Raw genomic sequence first — 23,349 nt, 5'->3', positions numbered from 1 at the left:
TTCAACAGCAGGACCGTTAGGCGTTACCAGGACTGGGTTTTCTTGAAGGTCTCGAGGATAGCTTTCAGCTTGCCCTCGATCTCATCGTTGAAATTGCCAGTTTGGTTGATGTGGTTCAGCAACTCGGCATGCTCGCGGTCTGCGTAAGCAACCAGCGCGGCTTCGAAGCTCACGACTTTCGCGACTTCAACGTCGTTCAGGTAGCCACGTTCTGCGGCAAACAGCACCAGAGACTGTTGTGCGACGGACATCGGCGCATACTGTTTCTGTTTCAGCAGCTCGGTCACTTTCTGACCGTGGCTCAGCTGTTTGCGGGTCGCATCATCCAGATCGGAAGCGAACTGAGAGAACGCAGCCAGTTCACGATACTGTGCCAGCGCGGTACGAATACCACCGGACAGTTTTTTCATGATCTTGGTTTGCGCTGCACCGCCCACACGGGATACAGAGATACCCGGGTTAACTGCCGGACGAATACCGGAGTTAAACAGGTTGGATTCCAGGAAGATCTGACCATCGGTAATCGAGATTACGTTGGTCGGAACGAACGCGGAAACGTCACCTGCCTGGGTTTCAATGATCGGCAGAGCGGTCAGTGAACCGGTTTGGCCTTTGACTTCACCTTTGGTGAAGGCTTCAACGTAGTCGGCGTTTACACGCGCAGCACGCTCCAGCAAACGGGAGTGGAGGTAGAATACGTCGCCTGGGTAAGCTTCACGACCTGGTGGACGACGAAGCAGCAGGGAGATCTGACGATAAGCGACGGCCTGTTTGGACAGGTCATCGTAAACAATCAGTGCATCTTCACCGCGGTCACGGAAGTATTCACCCATCGCACAACCGGCATAGGGTGCCAGGTATTGCAGTGCAGCGGATTCAGACGCGGTAGCAACCACAACGATGGTGTTTGCCAATGCGCCGTGCTCTTCCAGTTTGCGCACCACGTTAGCGATGGTGGACGCTTTCTGGCCGATAGCCACGTAAACACATTTGATGCCGGAGTCGCGTTGGTTGATGATCGCATCGATGGCCAGAGCGGTTTTACCGGTCTGACGGTCACCGATCACCAGCTCACGCTGGCCACGGCCGATTGGGATCATCGCATCAACAGATTTGTAGCCAGTTTGAACCGGCTGATCTACGGATTGACGCTCGATAACACCAGGGGCGATAGCTTCAACCGGGGAGAAACCGTCGTTATCAACCGGGCCTTTACCGTCGATAGGTGCGCCCAGGGTGTTAACTACACGGCCCAGCAGGCCACGGCCAACCGGAACTTCCAGAATACGGCCGGTACATTTTACCTTCATGCCTTCGGCCAGATCCGCGTACGGACCCATAACCACGGCACCTACGGAGTCGCGCTCCAGGTTCAATGCGATAGCGTAACGGTTGCCTGGCAGCGCGATCATTTCGCCCTGCATAACTTCGGCCAAACCGTGAACGCGGATGATCCCGTCACTGACGGAAACAATGGTACCTTCATTGTGAGCTTCGCTCACCACATTGAACTGAGCAATGCGCTGCTTGATCAGTTCGCTGATTTCGGTGGAATTCAGTTGCATGCTCCAGTCCCCTTAAGACTGCAAGACGTCTGTCAGGCGTTCAAGACGACCGCGAACGCTGCCATCAATCACCATATCACCGGCGCGGATAATCACGCCAGCCAGAACAGACTTGTCAATTTTGCAATTCAGCTTAACTTTGCGTGACAGACGTTTTTCCATCGCAGCGGCAATTTTAGCCTGCTGTTCGTCGTTAAGTACGCTCGCAGAGAGCACTTCGACTTCGACGGTGGATTCCAGCAAAGCGCGCAGTTCGATGAACTGCTGCAGCACCGCAGGAAGAACCAGTAAACGTCCATTTTCGGCCATTACACGGATAAAGTTCTGGCCATGTTCGTCGAGCTGCTCGCCACAAACAGCGATGAACGTTTTGGACAGCGTCTCCGGCGCGACAGCACCAGACAGCAGTTCAGAAATTTGTTCATTGCGAGTGGCAACAGCGGCAAACGCCAGCATATCCTGCCAGCGTTCTACGCTTTGGTGCTCAACGGCAAAGTCAAAAGCTGCTTTGGCGTAGGGGCGAGCTACAGTTACAAATTCAGACATCAGCCCCTCCCTCCTTACAGTTCAGCGACCAGTTTATCAACGATGTCGCTGTTAGCAGCTTCATCCACGGAACGTTCGATGATCTTCTCGGCACCGGCAATTGCCAGCATCGCGACTTGCTTACGCAACTCTTCACGAGCGCGCTTACGTTCGGCTTCGATCTCAGCCTGAGCCTGCGCCACGATTTTGTTACGTTCCTGCTCGGCTTCGGCTTTCGCTTCATCCATGATCTGAGCTTTGCGTTTGTTTGCTTGCTCGATGATCACCTGAGCTTCTGCTTTAGCAGTTTTCAGCTGGTCGGTCGCATTGGCTTGCGCTAAGTCCAAATCTTTTTTGGCACGCTCTGCAGAAGCGAGACCGTCAGCAATTTCTCCCTGACGCTTCTCGATGGCAGCCATAATCGGCGGCCATACATACTTCATGCAGAACCAGACAAACAGAACGAACGCGATGGCCTGGCCGAGGATTGTTGCGTTAAGATTCACAGCACAATGCCTCTTTAAAAGTTAATAGTGTGGTTTCAGTGTAGAGAAATTCTCTACTTACGCGACAGCAAACATCACGTACAGACCCAGACCAACAGCGATCATCGGGATGGCGTCAACCAGACCCATAACGATAAAGAACTGTGTACGCAGCAGAGGAATCAGGTCAGGCTGACGTGCAGCGCCTTCCAAGAATTTACCACCCAGGATGCCGATACCGATCGCAGCACCGATTGCCGCTAAACCCATCATCACAGCGGCAGCCATGTACAGCAGATCCATACTCAGGTTTTCCATGACAGTCTCCAGTTTGTTTCAGTTTAAAAGTGCAAGTGTTTTAAGAAAATCAGTGCTCTTCAGATGCCATCGACAGATAGACAATCGTCAGAACCATGAAAATAAAGGCTTGAAGCGTAATGATCAGGATGTGGAAGATAGCCCAAGGCAAGCTCAGGATCCACTGTGACCACCACGGCAACAGGCCGGCAATCAGGATGAAGATCAACTCACCCGCATACATGTTGCCGAACAGTCGCAGGCCCAGTGAAACAGGCTTGGACAGCAGGCTGACACCTTCAAGAATCAGGTTGATAGGAATGAATACAGGGTGGTTGAACGGCTGCATGGTTAACTCTTTAACGAACCCGCCAACGCCTTTCATTTTGATGCTGTAGAACAAAATCAGGATAAATACGCCCAACGCCATCGACAAGGTCACGTTCACATCCGCGGTAGGCACTACGCGCAGCGCAGGCAGACCGAGGTAACGCTCACCAATGGTTGGCAACAGGTCGATCGGCAGCAAGTCCATCATGTTCATCAGGAATACCCAGACGAACACAGTCAGCGCCAACGGAGCGATCACTTTGCTCTTGCCGTGGTACATGTCACGAACGCTGCTGTCGACGAACCCAACAACCAGTTCCACTGCGGTTTGCAGTTTCCCCGGCACACCGCTGGTGGCGTTTTTAGCCACTTTGCGGAAGATCACCAGGAAGAGCGCTCCGAGGACAACGGAGAAAAACATCGAGTCGATGTTGATCGACCAGAACCCCGTCCCGACCTGAAGCTGCGTCAGGTGGTGACCGATATACTCCTGTGGAGTCAAGACTTCTCCTGCAGACATGATGCCTCTACCCTTATTTAGTTAATTTCGGTAACTGTTAATCACGGCGGGTGCCACAATTTGCACCACTAACACCGCTAAATAGGTCAGGCCAAGCGGTATAAATTCCGCCTTGAACACCCCAAGCGCCACGATCAGCAAAACGATGGTGATCACGACCTTTAGCCCCTCGCCTATGGCGAACGACCAGGCAACCCGACCGGGCGCCGGCGTCTGCGCCTGATGGCGCAAGGCAAACAGCATAAACATTGCACTCGGCAACCAGGCGGCGAGGCCACCTGCCAATGCCGAAGCGCTCCATTCCAGGCTTTTCAGCAAGAAAACAGCGCTGATCAGAACAAAAGTCATTAACTGCAGGAACAGCAGTTTGCGTGCTACTTTTCCGCTGTAAAGGGACACAGACATGACGTTTGTTCTCTCCGTACCCCAGAGGGGGTATGCTGAGTGACGTATAAAACTGTCTTTGCCGTCCTGAGTCAAGCAGCAAAAAACGAGCAAATTATACGGGGCATACCAACGAATTCAATCGATAAGTAGCGAAAAGGTGAACAATTATTTAAATTCCCCCATTTCAGGCCATTTTCACAAGAAAACGGTCGGAATAATAGGGCTAATTTAATTGTCTGATTATTCCAGCATTGCACCAAGAAACGTGGAGCCGCTCACAATAATGCTTCGTTCTGATTTATAGCTCATCGTAACGCAAACAGTCTTTAGCTAATTGGGCGATCAAAAGATATTATAAATCAAAACATTACAAGTTAACTGTTCAAAAACAATCCATACACCCGATAAAAACCTTTTATTGACAGCTTCCGGGCTAATATTACAACAGCCAATTAACATTAGCAGCAAAGCAGAATCGTTCGCCTATCGTTGCTAACGTGACTATTTCAAATGGCAATGACTCTATTGTCGCCAATTAGTGGCTATTTTTGTGTTAATAAAAAGTAAATTAACTAAAGAAACCACCATTTAGTTAGCCTGCTTATCTTTTGCGTTGGACACGGTCTTTAATTCACGCTTCTTTGATCAAAAGCAAACTCAGTTTGCCTTAAGTACCACCAAATGACGTTCACCTTCGAGTTCCGGCACCTGCAGACGCACCACCGACTCCAGCACGATGCCTTCAGGCAGTTGCGCCAGCTCTTCATCCGGGCGTACCCCTTTCAGGGCGTAGAACCTCCCCTGCCCTTTTGCCGGCAGATGGTGGCACCAGGACAGCATATCCTGCAGCGAAGCGAAAGCGCGGCTGATGACACCGTCAAAAGGCGGCTCGGCCGGGAACGCTTCAACACGGCTCTGCACCGGCTCGATATTGGTCAATCCCAGTTCATGCTGCACCTGGCGCAGGAAGCGCACGCGCTTGCCCAGACTGTCGAGCAGGGTGAAATGAGAATCAGGACGAACAATTGCCAGCGGAATGCCTGGCAAACCGGGGCCGGTGCCGACGTCGATAAAACGCGAACCTTGCAGATGCGGGTTCACCACGATGCTGTCGAGAATATGGCGCACCAGCATTTGCTGCGGATCGCGCACGGAGGTGAGGTTATAAGCCTTGTTCCACTTATCCAGCATGCCGACATAACCCAGCAACTGCTGTTTTTGCTGATCGGGAAGCGCAATGCCTGCCGCCGAGAGCAGCGAATCTAATTTTTTCTGCACAACGTGTCCTCTGACAGGCGCGGAACGGCAAGCCTAATCAGGGCTGGCCAATGAGGCGACCATGATAATTCAGGCCCGGGATGATGTCAGCGGCCGTTTGTTCACTGTGTAAACAAACGGCCGTCCAGAAACAGGATTTATGCGCTGCGGCGCAGCAGCCCCTGCTTTTTCAGCCAAATAAGCAGGATCGAGATCGCCGCCGGGGTGATACCGGAGATACGTGAAGCCTGGCCGATAGAGTTCGGTTTATGATCGTTCAGTTTGGCGATCACTTCATTCGACAAGCCGGACACCTGCTGATAATCGAGATCCAGCGGCAGCACGGTATTTTCGTTGCGCTGTTGCTTTTCGATCTCTTCCTGCTGGCGAGCGATATAACCTTCGTATTTTACCTGGATCTCAACCTGTTCGGCAGCCTGAGTATCCGCCAGCGGCGGCGCGAAAGCGGCAACGGTGGTCAGTTGCGCGTAATCCATTTCAGGTCGACGCAGCAGTTCCTCGCCGTTAGCCTCACGTGACAGCGGGGCTTTCAGCAACGCGTTTACCTGCTCGACGTTTTCGGCGTGCGGATGCATCCAAATGTCTCGCAAGCGCTGGCGTTCCTGTTCGATATGTTCCAGCTTCTCGCTGAAACGCGCCCAGCGAGCATCGTCAACCAGGCCCAGTTCGCGGCCTTTTTCGGTCAGGCGCAGATCGGCATTGTCTTCGCGCAGCATCAGGCGGTATTCGGCGCGTGAGGTAAACATGCGGTAGGGTTCTTTGGTGCCCAGCGTGCTGAGATCGTCCACCAGCACGCCCAGATAGGCCTGATCGCGGCGTGGCGACCAGCCTTCGTCTTCGTTGGCGTAACGCCCGGCGTTCAGACCGGCCAGCAGGCCCTGGGCTGCGGCTTCTTCATAACCAGTGGTGCCATTGATCTGGCCGGCGAAGAACAAGCCCTGGATAAATTTGCTTTCTAACGTAGGCTTCAGATCGCGGGGATCGAAGAAGTCATATTCAATGGCGTAACCCGGACGAACAATGCGGGCATTCTGCATCCCTTCCATCGAACGAACGATCTGCATCTGTACGTCAAACGGCAAACTGGTGGAGATGCCGTTTGGATAAATTTCGTTGCTGGTCAGGCCTTCCGGTTCGAGGAAGATCTGGTGCGAGTTACGATCGCCAAAGCGCATCACTTTGTCTTCGATCGACGGGCAGTATCGTGGCCCGATCCCTTCGATGATCCCGGCATACATCGGGCTACGATCGAGGTTATTACGGATCACGTCATGGGTTTTTTCGTTGGTATGGGTGATGTAACACGCCATTTGTTCCGGATGCTGACCGGCGTTACCCATGAACGAGAAAACCGGAATCGGTGTATCGCCATGCTGCGGAGCCAATACGCTGAAATCGATGGTGCGTGCGTCAATGCGTGGTGGCGTACCGGTTTTTAGGCGGTTTACCCGCAGCGGCAATTCACGCAAACGCTGTGACAACGAGATCGACGGAGGATCCCCGGCACGGCCACCGCTGTAATTTTCCAGACCAATATGGATCTTGCCGTCCAGGAAGGTGCCTACGGTCAGTACTACCGCTTTGGCACGGAATTTCAGGCCCATCTGGGTAACGGCACCGACGACTCGATCGTTTTCCACAATCAGATCTTCGACCGGCTGTTGGAAGAGAGTCAGGTTAGGTTGGTTCTCCAGAGCAGTGCGTACTGCCTGGCGATACAGCACGCGGTCTGCCTGAGCACGAGTCGCTCGTACCGCAGGGCCTTTACTCGCGTTTAGTATCCTAAACTGGATGCCGGCATGGTCGATTGCCGTGGCCATCAGGCCGCCAAGTGCATCAATTTCCTTAACCAGATGCCCTTTACCAATACCGCCAATTGCCGGGTTGCAAGACATCTGCCCCAGCGTATCGATATTGTGTGTCAATAATAAAGTCTGATGCCCCATGCGTGCCGCAGCCATAGCGGCTTCAGTACCGGCATGGCCACCACCGATGATGATGACGTCAAATTGATCTGGATAAAACATGGAACTGCACCTCGCCGTATTGCGAACGATCGTTGTTTGCCCTGGGGTGGGAGATTCTACTCAAGTTTAGTCGATCGACCAAGTGGTCAGGATCTTAGGTAATTAAAAGAAGATCTTTTTTATTTAAAGATCTCTTTATTAGATCTCTTATTAGGATCGCGATCCTCTGTGGATAAGTGATTATTCGCGAGTGAGATCAGCGGATTAAGGAGGATCGTTAGCTGTGAATGATCGGTGATCCTGTTGCTTATAAGCTGGGATCTAAATGGCATGTTATGCACAGGACAAAAAGCGACCTAGAGTTGTTATTGGGATAACTACTGCTTTTACCCTGCTTTCCAGCATAGTTATCCACAATCGTTCGCGTGATCTTTGAGCAAATTAGAGTAAATTAACCCAGTTTTTCACCCATTCCTCTGCCGGATCCTCAGGAATTTCGTGTTTAGTCACGTCGATCTCCAACCGATCGCCGATCCTTTTCGCTCCACAGGCGATCAAAAGATCGTTGATCCGTTGGATCGCGCCACAGAAGGTATCGTATTCAGAGCTGCCTAAACCGACTGCACCGAACTGTACTTGTGATAAGTCAGGCTGCTGTTCTTCTATTTGTTCCAGAAGCGGCTGCAGATTATCCGGCAAGTCGCCGGCGCCGTGGGTTGAAGACACCACCAGCCAACGTCCGGACAAGGTCAGTTCATCCAATTCAGGACCGTGCAGCATCTCGGTAGTGAAGCCCGCTTCTTCCAGCTTTTCAGCCAAATGTTCGGCTACATACTCGGCGCTGCCAAGCGTACTGCCACTGATCAGGGTTATATCTGCCATGAATGAATGATCCCAGCCTTCTTAAAGTCGCAGCATTGTACGCTGTGAATCGGCTGGGATCTACCTGTGGATAATATGGGTATACTAATTAACTGACTAAGGCGTGATGGTACGCATGATGGGGTTCTGCAGCGAGATCAGGGTTTCGGTGGACTGGATCTCGTCAATCGTCTGGATCTTGTTGATAAGTACTTGTTGCAATGCATCTATCGAGCGGCACATCACTTTGATAAACACACTGTAGTGGCCAGTCGTGTAGTAGGCCTCGACCACTTCCTCCAGGCTTTCGAGTTTTTTAAGCGCGGAAGGATAGTCTTTGGCACTCTTTAATATAATGCCGATAAAACAGCAGACGTCGTAACCCAGACGTTTGGGGTTCACGTCTACCCGTGCGCCGGTGATGATACCGGCCTGCTTCATTTTCTCTACCCGCACATGAATGGTGCCGGGACTGACGGCAAAGTTCTTCGCCAGTTCGGCATAGGGCGTGCGCGCATTCTCCATCAGGGCGTTGAGGATGCCGCGATCGAGATTATCGATCTGGTAATTTTCCGCCATTTAAACCCCCATTAATTGCTGATTGTTGAATTATCACCGCATCAAAATGAATGATTAAAAGTGAAAAGGCAATATTGATTAGCGGATATTGAATTACACTGCCGTTCTGTTGCTTAATCGATGGCAACAGAGACAGATTTATAAGAGATACGGCAATGAAAAAACAGTTTATCCAAAAACAACAACAAATCAGCCTGGTTAAATCCTTCTTCTCACGCCAGTTGGAACAGCAGCTTGGCCTGATCGAAGTGCAGGCGCCTATCCTCAGCCGTTTGGGCGACGGCACTCAGGACAACCTGTCCGGCAGTGAGAAAGCGGTGCAAGTGAAGGTGAAAACCTTGCCGGATGCCACCTTCGAAGTGGTGCATTCATTGGCCAAGTGGAAACGCAAAACCTTGGGTAGCTATGATTTCGGCGCAGGTGAAGGCCTGTATACCCATATGAAAGCGCTGCGCCCGGATGAAGATCGTCTGAGCGCGATCCACTCGGTTTACGTTGATCAATGGGATTGGGAACGGGTGATGGGCGACGGTGAACGCAGCCAGGATTACCTGCAAAACACCGTGCGCAGCATTTATGCGGCTATTAAGGCTACGGAGGCCGAAGTGAGCCGCGAATACGGCTTAACGCCGTTCCTGCCGGAGCAAATCCACTTCGTTCACAGCGAAACCCTGTTGCAACGTTACCCCGAGCTGGACGCCAAAGGCCGCGAGAGGGCTATTGCCAAAGAGCTGGGTGCGGTATTCCTGATCGGTATCGGCGGTAAACTGTCGCATGGCAAATCCCACGATGTGCGTGCGCCGGATTATGATGACTGGACCACGCCGGCGGCTGAAGGGTTGGCCGGCCTGAACGGCGATATTGTGGTGTGGAACCCGATATTGCAGGATGCCTTTGAACTTTCTTCTATGGGGATCCGCGTTGACGCCGATGCGCTGAAACGCCAACTGTCGCTGACTGGCGATGAAGATCGTCTCAAGCTGGAGTGGCATCAGTCGCTGCTGCGCGGCGATATGCCACAGACCATTGGCGGTGGCATCGGTCAGTCGCGTCTGGTCATGCTGTTGCTGCAACTGTCGCATATCGGCCAGGTGCAATGCGGCGTGTGGTCGCCGCAAGTGCGTGAAGCGGTCGAAGGGCTGTTGTAATATTCAGCGCCGCCAGCGGCGCATTAAACGGCTTTTTAACCCGGTATCGAAGCGCCAGATATGATCGAAGATGCGCATGATGCCGGGTTTGCCATAGGCGGACATCGCCACGGCATGAAAGCGTTGCTGGTGGCTTTGTTGCTGCTGTTTCACCTTCTTTATGACCTCCTCCGGCAACCGCTGGGCAATAAAGTCGGAAATGATCACCGCATCGGCGTCAAACCAGCCGCTGTCTGCCATTTTGGTGACCGTGGCGTTCAGGCAAGCGGCCAGATCGGTGCCGCCGCGAAAATGCTGGCCGAGAAAACGTACCGCCTGCTCGATGCCACTGGCGGCGGTAAGTTCGTAATGCACGATCTGGTTGGCGAACAGCATAATGTAGCAACGGCGGTTATCCGCCAACGCGATGCGCAGCAGCGCCAGGCAAAAAGCCTTGGCGCACTGTTCATTGAACCCTCCCATCGAACCTGAAGTGTCCACGCAGACGATAAACGGCCCGCGCGGCTGCTGATCTTGCTGCTGGTGGGTGACCTGTCGGATGAGGATTTGTTCCTGCCAGACGTCGCCCTGCAAGCGATACGTCAACAGCCGCCTTTCCAGCAGGCGACGGTAAAATTCGAACTCCAGCTCTTCAATGCCCAGCGTGGCCAGTTCCGGCGGCAGCAGGCGCAGAATATCGTCGCTTTGGTGAATACCACTGACCTCTTCCGGCAGCGTGGCCGGCACCTGGACCATTACGCGGAAAGGTTCCGGCAGCGCATCTTGTTGTTGCACCGCCTTGGCCTGATAGCTCCGGCCCAATTGCTGCGCCAATTTTTTCAGCTCCGGCTGCTGTTGCAGGAAATTGCCGTATTCCACCAGCCGCTGGTAGTCGCCGCGTTGCAGGTGGCCTTTGCTCATATCCCACAACCGCCCGGCGGCGGTGTCGTTTTCCGACAACAGCGGCTCCAGCGCGCCGCTCAGCGCCAGACGTTCCTGCAGCTCCGCCATCAGTTGCTCTCGCTCCTGTTCCAGCAACTGGTGGTGCAGCATGGTGGCCTGTAGCGTCAGGCTGATGCGCCAGCGTTGCAGGAATAGGGTCTGGAAACTGTCGTCCAGCGGATGATTGGGCAGATCGGCGGCATCCACCAGCGCACGGGCCTGCTCATAAAACGGGGAAACCAGCTGGCGCAGTAGTTCGAGGGTATCGTTCAGGTGGTGATAGAACTGGGTATTGTTCTCCAACTGGCACTGTTGATAGCGATAAAACTCCTGCGCCAGCGCCGGGGGGACCATGGCTTCATGGATACGCTCTTTCAGTTGCAGCTTCCAGCGCGGCAGGTCGCGATCCAGCGCCCGGCGGATGGCCGGAAATTTCTTGAAGAAAACCGTTAGCTGCGGAGCTGCCAGCATGCCGACGATCATCTCCTCGATCAGTTCACCTTCGGTGATCGCCAGCAGCAGATCGAGCGTTTCCAGGCTGAGCATCGTTACTGGCCGCGCATCTGCTGGTGCTGCTGTTTGATCTGTTCCGCCACCTGCAACAGGCTGGCTTCAATTTTTGCCAGGCCGCCGGCAGGGGTAAACAGGCAGGGCTGGTGTTGGCTGAACAACCGGCGCTGTTCCGCCAGACGCTGTGCCAGCGCGTCCATTTCGTCCAGCATCGCTTGGGGCGTACCGCCGGTCTGTTTACCGGGCAGAGCCAGCAGCGAAGGCTGGCGGCTGACGTCCAGCACCGTCAGATGCAGTTGCTCGTCCACTTCCAGGTCAATCTGCTGGGCAAAGCCGATGCCGTTCAGCTTGGCGCGCACGTCGCCGCCCTTTTGCAGCCAGTTTTCCAGCGCGCTGCTTTCAATGCTCAGATGGTTGACCTGAATATCATGCAGTTGCAGCGGTTTTTGCAGCAGCAGGGTCAGGGTGCCGGTGCCTAACGGCGCCGCCGCCATGTATTGGGGCTTTCTGCTGAACATACCGCCTTTTTTCACCAGCGCTATCGCCTGACGATCGCTTTGCTGCTGTTGGTGTTGCAGCCAGCGGGTGTGGATCTGTTGCAGTTGAATCAACAGCGTCTGCTGCTGATAGGCCGACTCGGTCAGCAATTGGTCGATTTGCTGTTGCAGCAGCTTTAGCGAAGTGAGGTCATGCCACAGACAATCTTTCAACAACATCAGGTCGAGCGGGGCGACGGCGTCGCGGCCGCTGAAGAAGGCGCAGGCCTGCAACAGCCGCAATGCCTTTTTCCAACGACGGTCGGAGACGTAGGGCGCGCTCTCCAGCGCATCCAACCGCTGGCGCAGCTGGAATATCAGTTCAAAACAGCCTTCGGGCAGCTTGACCTTGTCGATCTGCGACTGCCACTGGTGAAACTCTTCGTCGCTGATGCTCAAGGCTTCAGGGACCGGGTTGTCATTCTCGTTCTGGCGGCTGACCAGCAGTGAGCGGAAATTCTGTTTATCCTGAACTTTGTCCAGCCACAGGCGGATCAGCATGCGGTCGTACAGCGCTTCCAGACTGTTGTCGGCCTCAGGCAGTTCGTTAGAGGCGGTAACCAGTAACCGCAGCGGGATCGGCTCTTCGCTGTTGCCGTTGCGGAAGCGGCGTTCGTTGATCGCCGTTAACAGGGTATTGAGGATGGCCGGGCCGGCTTTCCAGATTTCATCCAGGAACACGATCTCCGCCTCGGGCAGATAGCCGGCGGTCAGACGCTGATAGCGGCCTTCATCTTTCAATGCCTGGATAGACAGCGGGCCGAACACTTCTTCCGGCGTCGAGAAACGCGTCATCAGGTATTCAAACGAGCGCGCGCTGCGAAAGGCGAATTTTAACCGGCGGGCAATCAGGCTTTTGGCGATGCCGGGCGGGCCGAGAAGAAACACGCTTTCACCGCTGAGCGCCGCCAGTAAACACAGGCGAATTGCTTCCTGTCGTTCATAAAGACCGCTCTCCAGCGCGCTGCTGAGGCGGGAGATCCGTTCTGCCAGAAGTGATGATGGCGCCATATTATTGTCGTGTTGTCCGAGAGTTAGCCAATCTTGGTGGATAATCCGATGATAAACCACCATTATTTTTAATGGTATAGCTTGTTGATTAGTAAAATCTTTCTATTATCAAAAGAGTGGCTGGTTCACATTTTGTTTATTTTTTGGGGCTGATATAAGAGTAGGCAAGCCGTATAAATCGTGCATACTGTGCGCCTTTTAGTGGGCGTAACGGATCTTAGAGCCCGTATCTCTGGCTGATGCGGATGCATCGCTAACGGATGTTCTAATAAAGAAACGAATTATGAGCTCAGAACATAAACAGTCCTTATCAGCGGTAACTCTGGCGGCAATTGGGGTGGTTTACGGTGATATTGGCACCAGCCCTCTCTATACCCTGAGAGAGTGTTTCTCCGGCCATTATGGCTTCGATGTGCGTCCTGACGTGGTGTTTGGCTTCCTGTCCCTGATTTTCTGGATGCTGATTATCATTGTTTCGCTTAAATACCTTAGCTATGTCATGCGTGCGGATAATGCCGGCGAAGGCGGTATCCTGACGCTGATGTCGCTGGCCGGGCGCAATACCTCGGCGCGCACCACTGCGGTGCTGGTGATTCTCGGCCTGATTGGCGGCAGTTTCTTCTATGGCGAGGTGGTGATCACCCCGGCGATATCGGTGATGTCGGCGATAGAGGGGCTGGAGATCGCAGCACCCTCGCTCGACGGCTATATCGTTCCCTTATCCATTCTGGTGCTGACGCTGTTGTTCGCTATCCAAAAACACGGCACCGGCAGCGTCGGAAAACTGTTTGCCCCGGTGATGCTGCTGTGGTTTATCGTGTTGGCGGTGCTGGGCGCGCGCAGCATCATCGCTAACCCGGAAGTGCTGCAGGCGATGAACCCGAAATGGGCGCTGAACTTCTTTATGGAATATAAGAAGGTCTCGTTCTTTGCGCTCGGCGCGGTGGTGCTGTCGATCACCGGCGTTGAGGCGCTGTATGCCGATATGGGCCACTTCGGTAAATTCCCTATCCGCTTGGCCTGGTTCACCGTGGTGTTGCCTTCGCTGGTACTGAACTATTTCGGCCAGGGCGCGTTGTTGCTGAAAAATCCCGAGGCGATCAAGAACCCGTTCTTCCTGCTGGCGCCGGACTGGGCGCTGATCCCGCTGCTGATATTGGCGACTCTGGCTACGGTCATCGCCTCTCAGGCGGTGATTTCCGGCGTGTTCTCCCTGACCCGTCAGGCGGTGCGCCTGGGGTATCTGTCGCCGATGCGCATTATCCATACATCGGAAATGGAATCGGGCCAAATTTATATTCCGGTGATTAACTGGACGTTGTATATCGCGGTAGTGCTGGTGATTGTGGGCTTCGAACACTCCAGCAACCTGGCAGCGGCGTATGGCATCGCCGTGACCGGCACCATGGTGCTGACCAGCATTCTGGTGACCTCGGTGGCGATCAAAAACTGGCATTGGAACCGCTTCTTCATGGTCGGCATCCTGATTATCCTGCTGATTATCGACGTGCCGATGTTCTCTGCCAATGCCCTGAAACTGTTCTCTGGCGGTTGGCTGCCGTTGTTGCTGGCGCTGATGATGTTCATCATCATGACCACCTGGAAAAGCGAACGTTTCCGTCTGTTGCGCCGCATGCATGAACACGGTAACTCTCTGGAGGCGATGATTGCCTCACTGGAGAAATCGCCGCCGGTGCGAGTGCCTGGTACGGCGGTATTTATGTCGCGCGCCATTAACGTGATCCCTTTTGCGCTGCTGCATAACCTGAAACACAACAAGGTGCTGCATGAGCGGGTAGTGCTGCTGACGCTACGCACCGAGGATGCGCCTTACGTACACAATGTGCGCCGGGTGACCATCGAACAGCTTTCACCGACCTTCTGGCGGGTGGTGGCCAGCTACGGTTGGCGCGAAACGCCGAACGTTGAAGAAGTGTTCCACCGCTGCGGACTGGAAGGGCTGCCGTGCCGCATGACGGAAACCTCGTTCTTTATGTCGCATGAGTCGCTGATCCTGACCAAACGGCCTTGGTATCTGTTCCTGCGCGGCAAGCTGTTTATCGCGCTGAGCCGTAACGCGCTGCGCGCGCCGGACCAGTTTGAGATCCCGCCGAATCGGGTGATAGAACTGGGAACCCAGGTCGAGATTTAACTCCCTCTCAGGGGCTCAGCAATGCTGGGCCCCTTTTGTTTCCGCTTTTTAGTTGTGTGAGCGAAACGTTTCGATAGCGATCACATTTCTGCATTATCCCGGTTGCCTTCCCCTGCCGTTTTTTTAAACTCATCCGATAGCGAAACGTTTCGCTGCTGGAGTGAAAAGATGAAAAAAGGCGTACTGCTGAATGCTGAAGTCTCTGCCGTGGTTTCCCGGCTCGGCCATACCGATCAGATTGTCATCTGCGATGCAGGGCTGCCGATCCCGGCGGTAACGCAGCGTATCGATCTGGCGCTGACCCAGGGAGTGCCGACGTTTTTGCAGGTGGTCGGGGTAGTGACGCAGGAGATGCAGGTTGAAAGCGCCATTCTGGCGGAAGAGATGGTGCATCAAAATCCGCAGCTCCATCAAGCTTTGTTGGCTCAACTGATACAGCTTGGCCAACACCAGGGAAACACCATTAGCGTGAGTTATATCAGCCACCAGGCTTTTAAAGCGCAAACTGAACACAGCCGGGCGGTGATCCGCAGCGGTGAATGTTCGCCGTACGCGAACGTCATCCTCTGCGCCGGCGTAACTTTCTGAGGCATTTATGCAACCTTTACTGCAACTGAAAGGGATCGATAAAGCCTTTCCCGGCGTGAAGGCGCTTTCCGGCGCTGCACTCAGCGTTTATCCCGGTAAGGTGATGGCGCTGGTGGGTGAAAACGGCGCCGGGAAGTCCACCATGATGAAAGTGCTGACCGGCATCTATAACAAAGACGCCGGCAGTCAGTATTTTCTCGGCAAAGAGGTGGCGTTCAACGGGCCAAAGGATTCGCAGGAAGCGGGCATCGGCATTATCCATCAGGAACTGAACCTGATCCCTCAACTGACGATTGCGGAAAACATTTTTCTCGGGCGTGAGTTTGTTAACCGCTTTGGCCGCATCGACTGGAAGCGAATGTACGCCGAAGCCGACAAACTGCTGGCGCGGCTGAACCTGAGTTACAGCAGCCACCGACTGGTGGGCGAACTGTCGATCGGCGATCAGCAGATGGTGGAAATCGCCAAGGTGCTGAGCTTCGAGTCGAAAGTCATCATCATGGATGAGCCGACCGATGCGCTGACCGACACGGAAACCGCGTCTTTATTTAAAGTGATCAACGAGCTGAAGGCCGAGGGGCGCGGCATTGTTTATATCTCGCACCGGCTGAAGGAGATCTTCGAAATCTGCGATGACGTCACGGTGTTCCGTGATGGGCAGTTTATCGCCGAGCGGCCGGTCAGTGAGCTGCAGGAAGACCTGCTTATCGAAATGATGGTCGGCCGCAAGCTGGAGGAGCAGTACCCGCGGCTTAACCTGCCGCGCGGCGAAAAGCGGTTGGAGGTCAGCCAGGTTTCCGGCCCCGGCGTGCATGACGTCAGCTTTACCCTCTACCGCGGCGAAATCCTGGGTGTGGCTGGGCTGATGGGGGCCGGGCGTACCGAGTTGATGAAGATTCTCTACGGTGCCGCACCGCGCAAAGCCGGCACGGTCAGCCTCGATGGCCATGAGGTGGTGACTCGTTCTCCACAGGACGGCCTGGCGAACGGCATCGTGTATATCTCCGAAGACCGCAAGCGTGATGGCCTGGTGCTGGGAATGTCGGTAAAGGAAAACATGTCGCTGACCGCTTTGCGCTATTTCAGCCGCGCCGGCGGAAGCTTGAAACAGGCTGATGAGCGGCAGGCGGTAGGGGATTTCATTCGCCTGTTCAATATCAAGACGCCCTCGATGGAGCAGCCGATTGGCCTGCTTTCCGGCGGTAATCAGCAGAAGGTGGCGATTGCCCGCGGCCTGATGACGCGACCAAAGGTGTTGATCCTCGACGAGCCGACGCGCGGCGTCGACGTCGGTGCCAAAAAAGAAATCTATCAGTTAATCAACCAGTTCAAGCAGGAAGGGCTGAGCATCATTCTGGTGTCTTCGGAAATGCCGGAGGTGCTGGGCATGAGCGACCGCATTCTGGTCATGCACGAAGGGCACCTAAGCGGTGAATTCCCGATTGAACAGGCCACCCAGGAAGTGTTGATGGCAGCGGCCGTCGGCAAGCAATACGGCGTAAAGCAGGAGTAATCAGATATGAGTTCCCAGAGTGTCGCAAAGCGCTGGTTCAGTAAAGAGTGGCTGTTAGAGCAAAAATCACTGATTGCTCTGCTGGTGCTGATTGCCGTGGTCTCTTCAATGAGCCCGAATTTCTTCACCCTGAACAACCTGTTCAATATCCTCCAGCAAACCTCGGTGAACGCCATTATGGCGGTCGGGATGACGCTGGTGATCCTGACTTCCGGTATCGATCTGTCGGTGGGATCGCTGCTGGCGCTGACCGGTGCGGTGGCGGCGTCGATCGTCGGTTTTGAAATTAACGCGGTGGTGGCCGTTGCGGCGGCGCTGGCGTTGGGTGCTGCGGTGGGCGCCTGCACCGGCGTGATTGTCGCCAAAGGCAAGGTGCAGGCATTTATTGCCACCCTGGTGATGATGTTGCTGCTGCGCGGCGTCACCATGGTGTACACCAACGGCAGCCCGGTGAATACCGGCTTTACCGACGTGGCCGACACCTTCGGCTGGTTCGGTATCGGCCGCCCGCTGGGGGTGCCAACCCCGATCTGGATTATGGCGATAGTGTTTATCGCCGCCTGGTACATGCTGCACCACACCCGTCTGGGCCGCTATATTTATGCCTTGGGCGGTAACGAAGCGGCGACCCGCCTTTCCGGCATTAGCGTCGATAAAGTGAAGATTATCGTTTATTCACTGTGCGGGCTGCTGGCGGCGCTGGCTGGCGTTATCGAAGTGGCGCGCTTGTCTTCTGCACAGCCGACTGCCGGTACCGGCTATGAGTTGGATGCCATCGCTGCCGTCGTGCTGGGTGGCACCAGCCTGGCGGGCGGCAAGGGCCGCATCGTAGGCACGCTGATCGGGGCGCTGATCCTCGGCTTCCTGAACAACGGCCTGAATTTACTGGGTGTTTCTTCCTACTACCAAATGATCGTGAAGGCAGTGGTGATACTGCTGGCGGTTCTGGTAGATAACAAAAGCAACAAGTAACCTCCCCTACAGGAATCACGATGATGAAAATGAAAAAACTGGCAATCCTGGCTTCGGCCTTCGCTCTGACCGCCACCCTGAGCGCTAACGCGTTGGCGAAAGACACCATCGCGCTGGTGGTGTCCACCCTGAATAACCCGTTCTTCGTTTCCATGAAAGAAGGCGCACAGCAGGAAGCCAACAAGTTGGGTTATAACCTGGTGGTGTTGGACTCGCAGAACAACCCGGCGAAAGAGCTGGCTAACGTGCAGGATCTGATGGTGCAGGCACCTAAACTGCTGCTGATTAACCCAACGGATTCCGATGCGGTGGGTAACGCCATCAAGATGGCCAATCAGGCCAAGGTCCCGGTCATTACGCTGGACCGCGTGGCAAGCAAGGGCGAGGTGGTCAGCCATATCGCCTCGGACAACCGCGTTGGCGGTAAAATGGCCGGCGACTTTATCGCTAAAAAAGTGGGCACAGACGCTAAAGTGATCCAACTGGAAGGGATTGCCGGCACCTCCGCCGCCCGCGAGCGTGGCGAAGGGTTCAAACAGTCGCTGGATCAGAACAAATTTAAACTGCTGGCCAGCCAGCCGGCAGATTTCGACCGTACCAAGGGCCTGAACGTAATGCAGAACCTGCTGACTGCTCACCCGGACGTGCAGGCGGTGTTTGCACAGAACGATGAAATGGCGCTGGGCGCACTGCGTGCGCTGCAAACTGCCGGTAAAACCGATGTGGTCGTGGTAGGCTTCGACGGCACTGCCGATGGCGTGAAAGCGGTTGAAGGCGGCAAGTTGGCTGCGACCGTGGCGCAGCGTCCGGATCAAATCGGCGTGATTGGCGTGGAAACGGCAGATAAAGTCTTGAAAGGCGAGAAAGTGCCGACCACCCTCCCGGTTGATTTGAAACTGGTCACTAAATAAGTCATACCAGCGCCATCAAAACGGGGCGTTTGTGATGGCGCGCAATTCAGGAATCAATGCGATGGAAACAGGTAAGCTGGTGGTGCTTGGCAGTATCAATGCCGACCATATCCTCAATATTGAGCAGTTTCCCCACCCGGGTGAAACGGTGATCGGGAAACAGTATAAGGTGGCATTTGGCGGTAAAGGCGCGAATCAGGCGGTGGCGGCAGGACGCAGCGGTGCGGATATCGCCTTTATAGCCTGCATCGGCGCAGATGACATCGGTGAACGCATCCGCCTGCAACTGGCGACCGATCGCATTGATACCCAACCGATTGAGGCGATTGCCGACAACACCACGGGCGTGGCGCTGATTTTTGTTAATGCGGAAGGCGAGAACGTGATCGGCATCGATGCCGGCGCCAATGCCGCCGTAACACCCGACTATCTGGCGCGTTATCAGCAACGGGTTATTGAAGCCGATGCTTTGCTGATGCAGCTCGAGTCGCCGCTGGAAACGGTGATGGCCGCCGCTCGCTTGGCGAAGCAGCATCAAACGCAGGTGATTCTCAATCCGGCACCGGCGCGTGAGCTGCCGGATGAACTGTTGGCGTTGGTCGATATGATCACGCCCAATGAAACAGAAGCCCAGCGCCTCACCGGCATAGCTATCGCTAATGATGATGACGCGGCGCGTGCGGCGCAAGCCTTGCACGATAAAGGCATCGGCACGGTGATCATAACCCTTGGCAGCCGTGGCGTTTGGTTGAGTGAGAACGGCAACGGTAAGTTGGTGCCCGGCTTCAAGGTTAAAGCGGTAGACACCATCGCTGCCGGTGATACCTTCAACGGGGCGTTGGTGACGGCGCTACTGGAAGGTAAAACTATGGCGGATGCGGTGCGCTTCGCCCATGCGGCGGCGGCGATTGCGGTAACCCGTCCCGGCGCTCAGCCCTCCGTACCCTGGCGTGAAGAGATCGACGCCTTCTTGCAGCAGCAGGAGTAACGCCTTTGGCCACCATGAAAGATGTCGCCCGCCTGGCGGGCGTTTCAACCTCGACGGTTTCACACGTTATCAATAACAATCGCTTTGTCAGCGACAGCGTGCGCGACAAGGTCATGGCGGCCGTTGAACAATTGAACTATGCGCCCTCCGCGCTGGCGCGCAGCCTGAAGCTGAATCAGACGCGGACCATTGGCATGCTGGTTACCTCCAGCAACAACCCGTTCTATGCCGAAGTGGTGCGTGGCGTTGAGCGCAGCTGCTACGAGCGCGGCTACAGCCTGATCCTGTGCAATACCGAAGAAGATGCCGCGCGCATGAACCGCAGCATGGAGACGTTGTTGCAAAAACGCGTCGATGGCCTGCTGTTGATGTGCACCGAAAACCACCGACCGTCGCAGGACGCGCTGAGCCGCTATCCGTCGCTGCCAATTGTGATGATGGACTGGGCACCGTTCGAAGGGGCTAACGATATCATTCAGGATAACTCGTTGCTCGGTGGGGAGATGGCGACCGATCACCTTATCGCCCGCGGTTATCGCAACATTGCCTGCATCGCCGGCCCGCAGGATAAAACCACCGCACGCCATCGTTTGGAAGGCTACCGCCGCGCCATGCAACGCGCCGGGCTGGCGATCCTGCCCGGATACGAAGTGCATTGCGACTTCGAGTTTGAAGGTGGCGTTGCTGCGATGAAACAGCTGCTGGCGCTGGCTGAACCGCCGCATGCGGTATTCGCCGGTAATGATGCAGTAGCAGTAGGCGCCTATCAGGCGTTGTACCAGGCCGGACTGTCGGTACCGCAGGACATGGCGGTGATGGGCTACGATGATATCGAGCTGGCCAAATACCTCGCGCCGCCGCTAAGTACTATTCACCAGCCGAAGGATTCGCTGGGCGAACTGGCGATTGATGCGTTGATCAACCGCCTGCAGAACCCGGAACGGGAAGCCCAGGTTCTGGTGCTGACCCCGGAGCTGGTGGAACGTGCTTCGGTGGGGCACCGCTAGCTTGCCGCTTTTGCTTCTTTCTTCGCTTCCCGGCCGCCGATCAGATTGCGGCCATCCTTTGTTCTCAACAGCATGAAGACAAACGCCGACGCGACGGTGACAATCCCCATGGTAATAAAGGTGTAGTGGAAGTGATCGATCATGGTGCCGAGCGACATTGACTCGTAGAAACGCAACACTGCCGCGCTGATCGCCACGCCGAAGCTGATGGAAAGCTGCTGGGTGACCGCCAGCACGCTGTTGCCGGAGCTGGCATTGGCATCGTTCAAGTCCGCCAGGCTGATGGTATTCATGGCGGTGAATTGCGTAGACATCGCCATGCCCAAAACGAACAGCGGCAAGATCATCAACCACAGCGGCATCCCCGGGCTTTGTAGCGCGAACTGAGCAATCAACACGCCGATAATCACAGTGATGCCAACCAACGTTTTGCGGTAACCGAACCAGCGCAGCACCTGTGTGACGGTGGATTTTGCCATCAGCGAACCGACGGCGGTCGGTGCCATCATGCAGCCGGCGATAATCGCAGAGTAACCGAAGCCCACCTGCAGCATCAGCGGCATCAGGAATGGCACGCAGCCGGTACCCAGGCGCGAGGCGACGTTGCCGGCAATGCCCACCGAGAAGGTGCGAGTCTTGAACAAGTCCAGGCCAATCAGCGGTTGGGGATGCCTGCGGGCATGAGCGATATAACCGAACAGCATCACCACGCCGCTCAGCAGGATACCCAGCGAGATATAGCTGGCCAGTACCCGTTCGCCGAACAGCTCAAGCCCGGTGGAAACCAGCACCAGACTCAGGCCAAACAGCATAAAACCAATGAGATCGAAACGGCGCTTGGGGGTGGTGAAGTCCGGCATGTATTTACGTGCATAGAAGATGCCGAGCAGGCCTATCGGGATATTAATCAGGAAAATCCAATGCCAGGTGGCGTAGGTCACCAGCCAACCGCCCAGTAGTGGCCCCATGATCGGCCCAACCAACCCCGGCATGGTCACGAAGTTCAGTACCGGCAATAGTTCGCTGCGCGGGTAGGCGCGCAGCAGCGCCAGACGCGCCACTGGCATCATCATCGCGCCGCCGATCCCCTGAATGACACGTGAGGTCACCAGCACGCTCAACGTAGGGGAAAGCGCGCACAGCAGTGAGCCGAGGGTAAACAGCGACACCGCGAGGATAAATACCCGACGGGTGCCGAAGCGGTCCGCCAGCCAGCCACTGACCGGGATCAGCATGGCAACCGTCAACGTATAGCTGATCACGGCAGACTGCATTGCCAATGGCGAGCGATCCAGACTGTGGGCGATCGCCGGCAATGCGGTGTTGAGAATGGTGGCGTCCAGCGCCTGCATAAAGAACGCCATTGCGGCGATCCAGGGTAGCCCTGCCATACTGCGCGCGGATTTGGTCATTGTCGGTCCTGGTTAACTGTCGTATCCGTCTCTCTCATCTTTATATAAGTAGGGGATGAGTTAGTCTTTCTCTTTAAGTAAAACCTGACATGCGGCTAACGCCTGGTTGCTGTCACCGGCCAATATCGCATCTACGATGGCCTGATGGTGTTGGAGCTTAATCACTTCGTTGCCGGTAATGGCGCGGAAGTAGCTTTGATACACCGAACTGAACAGGTTGGCGAATGATGTCAGGAACGGGTTGCCGCTGGCTTCATAGATAAGCTGGTGGAATTGGGTATCGACCTGGATCCAGCGCTCGCGGTCAAACTGGGTATGCAGCGCACGCATCTCCGCCATCAATTCGGCCAGAAGCGCGGTTTGCTGAGCGCTGGCGTTAGCAGCAGCCAGCGAGCAGGCCTGTGGTTCCAATGACGTGCGTAATATAAGAAAGTGTTGCATCACCTGATCGAAGTTCTCCCGAGTCATCCACCAGGTCAGTAAATCCTGATCGAGAAAATTCCACTGGCTTTGCGGCATCACCCGGGTACCGATGCGCGGGCGTGGCAACAGCATACCTTTGGCTGCCAGCATCTTTACTGCTTCGCGCACGGCCGTGCGGCTAACGCCGAATTGTTCTCCCAGTTCCATCTCTCCAGGCAAGATACTGCCCGCCTGATAATCGCCTGCCAGAATTTGTTGGCCGAGTTTCTCTGCAAGCAGATAAGAAAGGTTACGTTGAGCGGCCTGTTGTTGAGCGTTAAATTGCATGGCTGCGGGTCCTTACTGACATCGTTATTCTTATTTTACTCTACGGATCGCCAGCTTTTGTGGCTGTTTGCCGGAAAAAGTGACGGAATCGCTGGCTTGTGCAGCGCTTTGCCGAAAAAATCCGCGCTTGAAAAGT

General features: G+C 55.1%; 22 protein-coding genes. 8 read left to right on the top strand and 14 right to left on the bottom strand.

The window, feature by feature from the left end:
• Window positions 1-23 precede the first annotated feature (23 nt).
• From atpA to asnC, 10 genes are all read right to left on the bottom strand, one after another.
• On the bottom strand, window positions 24-1,565 hold the full coding sequence (gene atpA / locus SERAS12_RS25035) for a F0F1 ATP synthase subunit alpha (protein WP_006321797.1): 1,542 nt from the start codon (window positions 1,563-1,565) through the stop codon (window positions 24-26).
• Window positions 1,566-1,577: 12 nt separating this feature from the next.
• Entirely contained in the window at window positions 1,578-2,111 is a 534-nt protein-coding gene (gene atpH, locus SERAS12_RS25030) for a F0F1 ATP synthase subunit delta (protein WP_004950480.1), read from the bottom strand.
• Between the two features lie 14 nt (window positions 2,112-2,125).
• The gene (gene atpF, locus SERAS12_RS25025) at window positions 2,126-2,596 is read right to left on the bottom strand and encodes a F0F1 ATP synthase subunit B (protein ID WP_004950476.1); all 471 of its coding nucleotides are present in this window, start codon (window positions 2,594-2,596) and stop codon (window positions 2,126-2,128) included.
• 57 nt (window positions 2,597-2,653) lie between these two features.
• Entirely contained in the window at window positions 2,654-2,893 is a 240-nt protein-coding gene (atpE, locus tag SERAS12_RS25020; RefSeq protein ID WP_004093904.1) for a F0F1 ATP synthase subunit C, read from the bottom strand.
• Between the two features lie 49 nt (window positions 2,894-2,942).
• Window positions 2,943-3,722 carry a F0F1 ATP synthase subunit A gene (gene atpB, locus SERAS12_RS25015; RefSeq protein ID WP_013815068.1) on the bottom strand — a complete coding sequence of 260 codons (780 nt, stop codon included), beginning with the start codon at window positions 3,720-3,722 and terminating at the stop codon, window positions 2,943-2,945.
• Between the two features lie 21 nt (window positions 3,723-3,743).
• Window positions 3,744-4,127: a F0F1 ATP synthase subunit I gene (gene atpI, locus SERAS12_RS25010; protein WP_004950471.1), complete on the bottom strand. Its 384-nt coding sequence runs from the start codon at window positions 4,125-4,127 to the stop codon at window positions 3,744-3,746.
• A 639-nt stretch (window positions 4,128-4,766) separates the two neighbouring features.
• Window positions 4,767-5,387, bottom strand: coding sequence for a 16S rRNA (guanine(527)-N(7))-methyltransferase RsmG (gene rsmG / locus SERAS12_RS25005; RefSeq protein WP_006321814.1), 621 nt, complete (start codon window positions 5,385-5,387; stop codon window positions 4,767-4,769).
• 137 nt (window positions 5,388-5,524) lie between these two features.
• The gene (gene mnmG / locus SERAS12_RS25000; RefSeq protein WP_013815067.1) at window positions 5,525-7,414 is read right to left on the bottom strand and encodes a tRNA uridine-5-carboxymethylaminomethyl(34) synthesis enzyme MnmG; all 1,890 of its coding nucleotides are present in this window, start codon (window positions 7,412-7,414) and stop codon (window positions 5,525-5,527) included.
• A 381-nt stretch (window positions 7,415-7,795) separates the two neighbouring features.
• Entirely contained in the window at window positions 7,796-8,236 is a 441-nt protein-coding gene (mioC, locus tag SERAS12_RS24995; RefSeq protein ID WP_004950463.1) for an FMN-binding protein MioC, read from the bottom strand.
• Window positions 8,237-8,332: 96 nt separating this feature from the next.
• Window positions 8,333-8,794 carry a transcriptional regulator AsnC gene (gene asnC / locus SERAS12_RS24990; RefSeq protein ID WP_004950461.1) on the bottom strand — a complete coding sequence of 154 codons (462 nt, stop codon included), beginning with the start codon at window positions 8,792-8,794 and terminating at the stop codon, window positions 8,333-8,335.
• Window positions 8,795-8,949: 155 nt separating this feature from the next.
• On the opposite strand from asnC, the gene asnA reads away from it, so the two are divergent.
• Window positions 8,950-9,942, top strand: coding sequence for an aspartate--ammonia ligase (gene asnA / locus SERAS12_RS24985; RefSeq protein WP_013815066.1), 993 nt, complete (start codon window positions 8,950-8,952; stop codon window positions 9,940-9,942).
• 3 nt (window positions 9,943-9,945) lie between these two features.
• Here asnA and viaA read toward each other — a convergent pair whose 3' ends face one another.
• Window positions 9,946-11,409, bottom strand: a complete 1,464-nt coding sequence (viaA, locus tag SERAS12_RS24980; protein WP_013815065.1) for an ATPase RavA stimulator ViaA — start codon at window positions 11,407-11,409, stop codon at window positions 9,946-9,948.
• A gap of 2 nt (window positions 11,410-11,411) precedes the next feature.
• Window positions 11,412-12,920: an ATPase RavA gene (ravA, locus tag SERAS12_RS24975; RefSeq protein ID WP_006329002.1), complete on the bottom strand. Its 1,509-nt coding sequence runs from the start codon at window positions 12,918-12,920 to the stop codon at window positions 11,412-11,414.
• Between the two features lie 283 nt (window positions 12,921-13,203).
• Between ravA and kup the strand changes: the two genes are divergently transcribed.
• From kup to rbsR, 7 genes are all read left to right on the top strand, one after another.
• A complete protein-coding gene (gene kup / locus SERAS12_RS24970) occupies window positions 13,204-15,072 on the top strand; it encodes a low affinity potassium transporter Kup (RefSeq protein ID WP_013815064.1) in 1,869 nt (622 codons plus the stop codon).
• Between the two features lie 168 nt (window positions 15,073-15,240).
• Window positions 15,241-15,660: a D-ribose pyranase gene (gene rbsD, locus SERAS12_RS24965; RefSeq protein ID WP_013815063.1), complete on the top strand. Its 420-nt coding sequence runs from the start codon at window positions 15,241-15,243 to the stop codon at window positions 15,658-15,660.
• Window positions 15,661-15,667: 7 nt separating this feature from the next.
• Complete coding sequence (gene rbsA / locus SERAS12_RS24960) at window positions 15,668-17,173, top strand: ribose ABC transporter ATP-binding protein RbsA (RefSeq protein ID WP_013815062.1); 1,506 nt, start codon at window positions 15,668-15,670, stop codon at window positions 17,171-17,173.
• 6 nt (window positions 17,174-17,179) lie between these two features.
• Window positions 17,180-18,145: a ribose ABC transporter permease gene (gene rbsC, locus SERAS12_RS24955; protein ID WP_004950441.1), complete on the top strand. Its 966-nt coding sequence runs from the start codon at window positions 17,180-17,182 to the stop codon at window positions 18,143-18,145.
• Between the two features lie 23 nt (window positions 18,146-18,168).
• Window positions 18,169-19,056: a ribose ABC transporter substrate-binding protein RbsB gene (rbsB, locus tag SERAS12_RS24950; RefSeq protein ID WP_041416663.1), complete on the top strand. Its 888-nt coding sequence runs from the start codon at window positions 18,169-18,171 to the stop codon at window positions 19,054-19,056.
• A gap of 61 nt (window positions 19,057-19,117) precedes the next feature.
• Window positions 19,118-20,044 carry a ribokinase gene (gene rbsK, locus SERAS12_RS24945; RefSeq protein WP_013815060.1) on the top strand — a complete coding sequence of 309 codons (927 nt, stop codon included), beginning with the start codon at window positions 19,118-19,120 and terminating at the stop codon, window positions 20,042-20,044.
• Between the two features lie 5 nt (window positions 20,045-20,049).
• Window positions 20,050-21,051 (top strand): ribose operon transcriptional repressor RbsR, encoded by a 1,002-nt coding sequence (rbsR, locus tag SERAS12_RS24940; RefSeq protein WP_004950431.1) that lies wholly within the window; start codon window positions 20,050-20,052, stop codon window positions 21,049-21,051.
• Here rbsR and mdtD read toward each other — a convergent pair.
• Both mdtD and SERAS12_RS24930 read right to left on the bottom strand, forming a co-directional pair.
• Window positions 21,048-22,463, bottom strand: coding sequence for a multidrug transporter subunit MdtD (gene mdtD, locus SERAS12_RS24935; RefSeq protein WP_013815059.1), 1,416 nt, complete (start codon window positions 22,461-22,463; stop codon window positions 21,048-21,050). The two genes, rbsR and mdtD, sit on opposite strands and share 4 nt — an antisense overlap.
• Window positions 22,464-22,523: 60 nt before the next feature.
• A complete protein-coding gene (locus SERAS12_RS24930) occupies window positions 22,524-23,213 on the bottom strand; it encodes a FadR/GntR family transcriptional regulator (protein ID WP_013815058.1) in 690 nt (229 codons plus the stop codon).
• Between the last annotated feature and the right edge of the window lie 136 nt (window positions 23,214-23,349).

This window comes from Serratia sp. AS12, assembly GCF_000214195.1.
Classification (GTDB): Bacteria; Pseudomonadota; Gammaproteobacteria; order Enterobacterales; family Enterobacteriaceae; genus Serratia; species Serratia plymuthica.
This window is presented reverse-complemented; position numbering and strand designations above follow the sequence as displayed.

What these genes read in the sequence shown, in the direction of transcription:
- atpA (WP_006321797.1), bottom strand. Translation starts at nt 1,565, where the DNA reads ATGCAACTGAATTCCACCGAAATCAGCGAACTGATCAAGCAGCGCATT.
- atpH (WP_004950480.1), bottom strand. Translation starts at nt 2,111, where the DNA reads ATGTCTGAATTTGTAACTGTAGCTCGCCCCTACGCCAAAGCAGCTTTT.
- atpE (WP_004093904.1), bottom strand. Translation starts at nt 2,893, where the DNA reads ATGGAAAACCTGAGTATGGATCTGCTGTACATGGCTGCCGCTGTGATG.
- atpB (WP_013815068.1), bottom strand. Translation starts at nt 3,722, where the DNA reads ATGTCTGCAGGAGAAGTCTTGACTCCACAGGAGTATATCGGTCACCAC.
- atpI (WP_004950471.1), bottom strand. Translation starts at nt 4,127, where the DNA reads ATGTCTGTGTCCCTTTACAGCGGAAAAGTAGCACGCAAACTGCTGTTC.
- mnmG (WP_013815067.1), bottom strand. Translation starts at nt 7,414, where the DNA reads ATGTTTTATCCAGATCAATTTGACGTCATCATCATCGGTGGTGGCCAT.
- mioC (WP_004950463.1), bottom strand. Translation starts at nt 8,236, where the DNA reads ATGGCAGATATAACCCTGATCAGTGGCAGTACGCTTGGCAGCGCCGAG.
- asnC (WP_004950461.1), bottom strand. Translation starts at nt 8,794, where the DNA reads ATGGCGGAAAATTACCAGATCGATAATCTCGATCGCGGCATCCTCAAC.
- asnA (WP_013815066.1), top strand. Translation starts at nt 8,950, where the DNA reads ATGAAAAAACAGTTTATCCAAAAACAACAACAAATCAGCCTGGTTAAA.
- viaA (WP_013815065.1), bottom strand. Translation starts at nt 11,409, where the DNA reads ATGCTCAGCCTGGAAACGCTCGATCTGCTGCTGGCGATCACCGAAGGT.
- ravA (WP_006329002.1), bottom strand. Translation starts at nt 12,920, where the DNA reads ATGGCGCCATCATCACTTCTGGCAGAACGGATCTCCCGCCTCAGCAGC.
- kup (WP_013815064.1), top strand. Translation starts at nt 13,204, where the DNA reads ATGAGCTCAGAACATAAACAGTCCTTATCAGCGGTAACTCTGGCGGCA.
- rbsD (WP_013815063.1), top strand. Translation starts at nt 15,241, where the DNA reads ATGAAAAAAGGCGTACTGCTGAATGCTGAAGTCTCTGCCGTGGTTTCC.
- rbsA (WP_013815062.1), top strand. Translation starts at nt 15,668, where the DNA reads ATGCAACCTTTACTGCAACTGAAAGGGATCGATAAAGCCTTTCCCGGC.
- rbsC (WP_004950441.1), top strand. Translation starts at nt 17,180, where the DNA reads ATGAGTTCCCAGAGTGTCGCAAAGCGCTGGTTCAGTAAAGAGTGGCTG.
- rbsB (WP_041416663.1), top strand. Translation starts at nt 18,169, where the DNA reads ATGAAAATGAAAAAACTGGCAATCCTGGCTTCGGCCTTCGCTCTGACC.
- rbsK (WP_013815060.1), top strand. Translation starts at nt 19,118, where the DNA reads ATGGAAACAGGTAAGCTGGTGGTGCTTGGCAGTATCAATGCCGACCAT.
- mdtD (WP_013815059.1), bottom strand. Translation starts at nt 22,463, where the DNA reads ATGACCAAATCCGCGCGCAGTATGGCAGGGCTACCCTGGATCGCCGCA.
- SERAS12_RS24930 (WP_013815058.1), bottom strand. Translation starts at nt 23,213, where the DNA reads ATGCAATTTAACGCTCAACAACAGGCCGCTCAACGTAACCTTTCTTAT.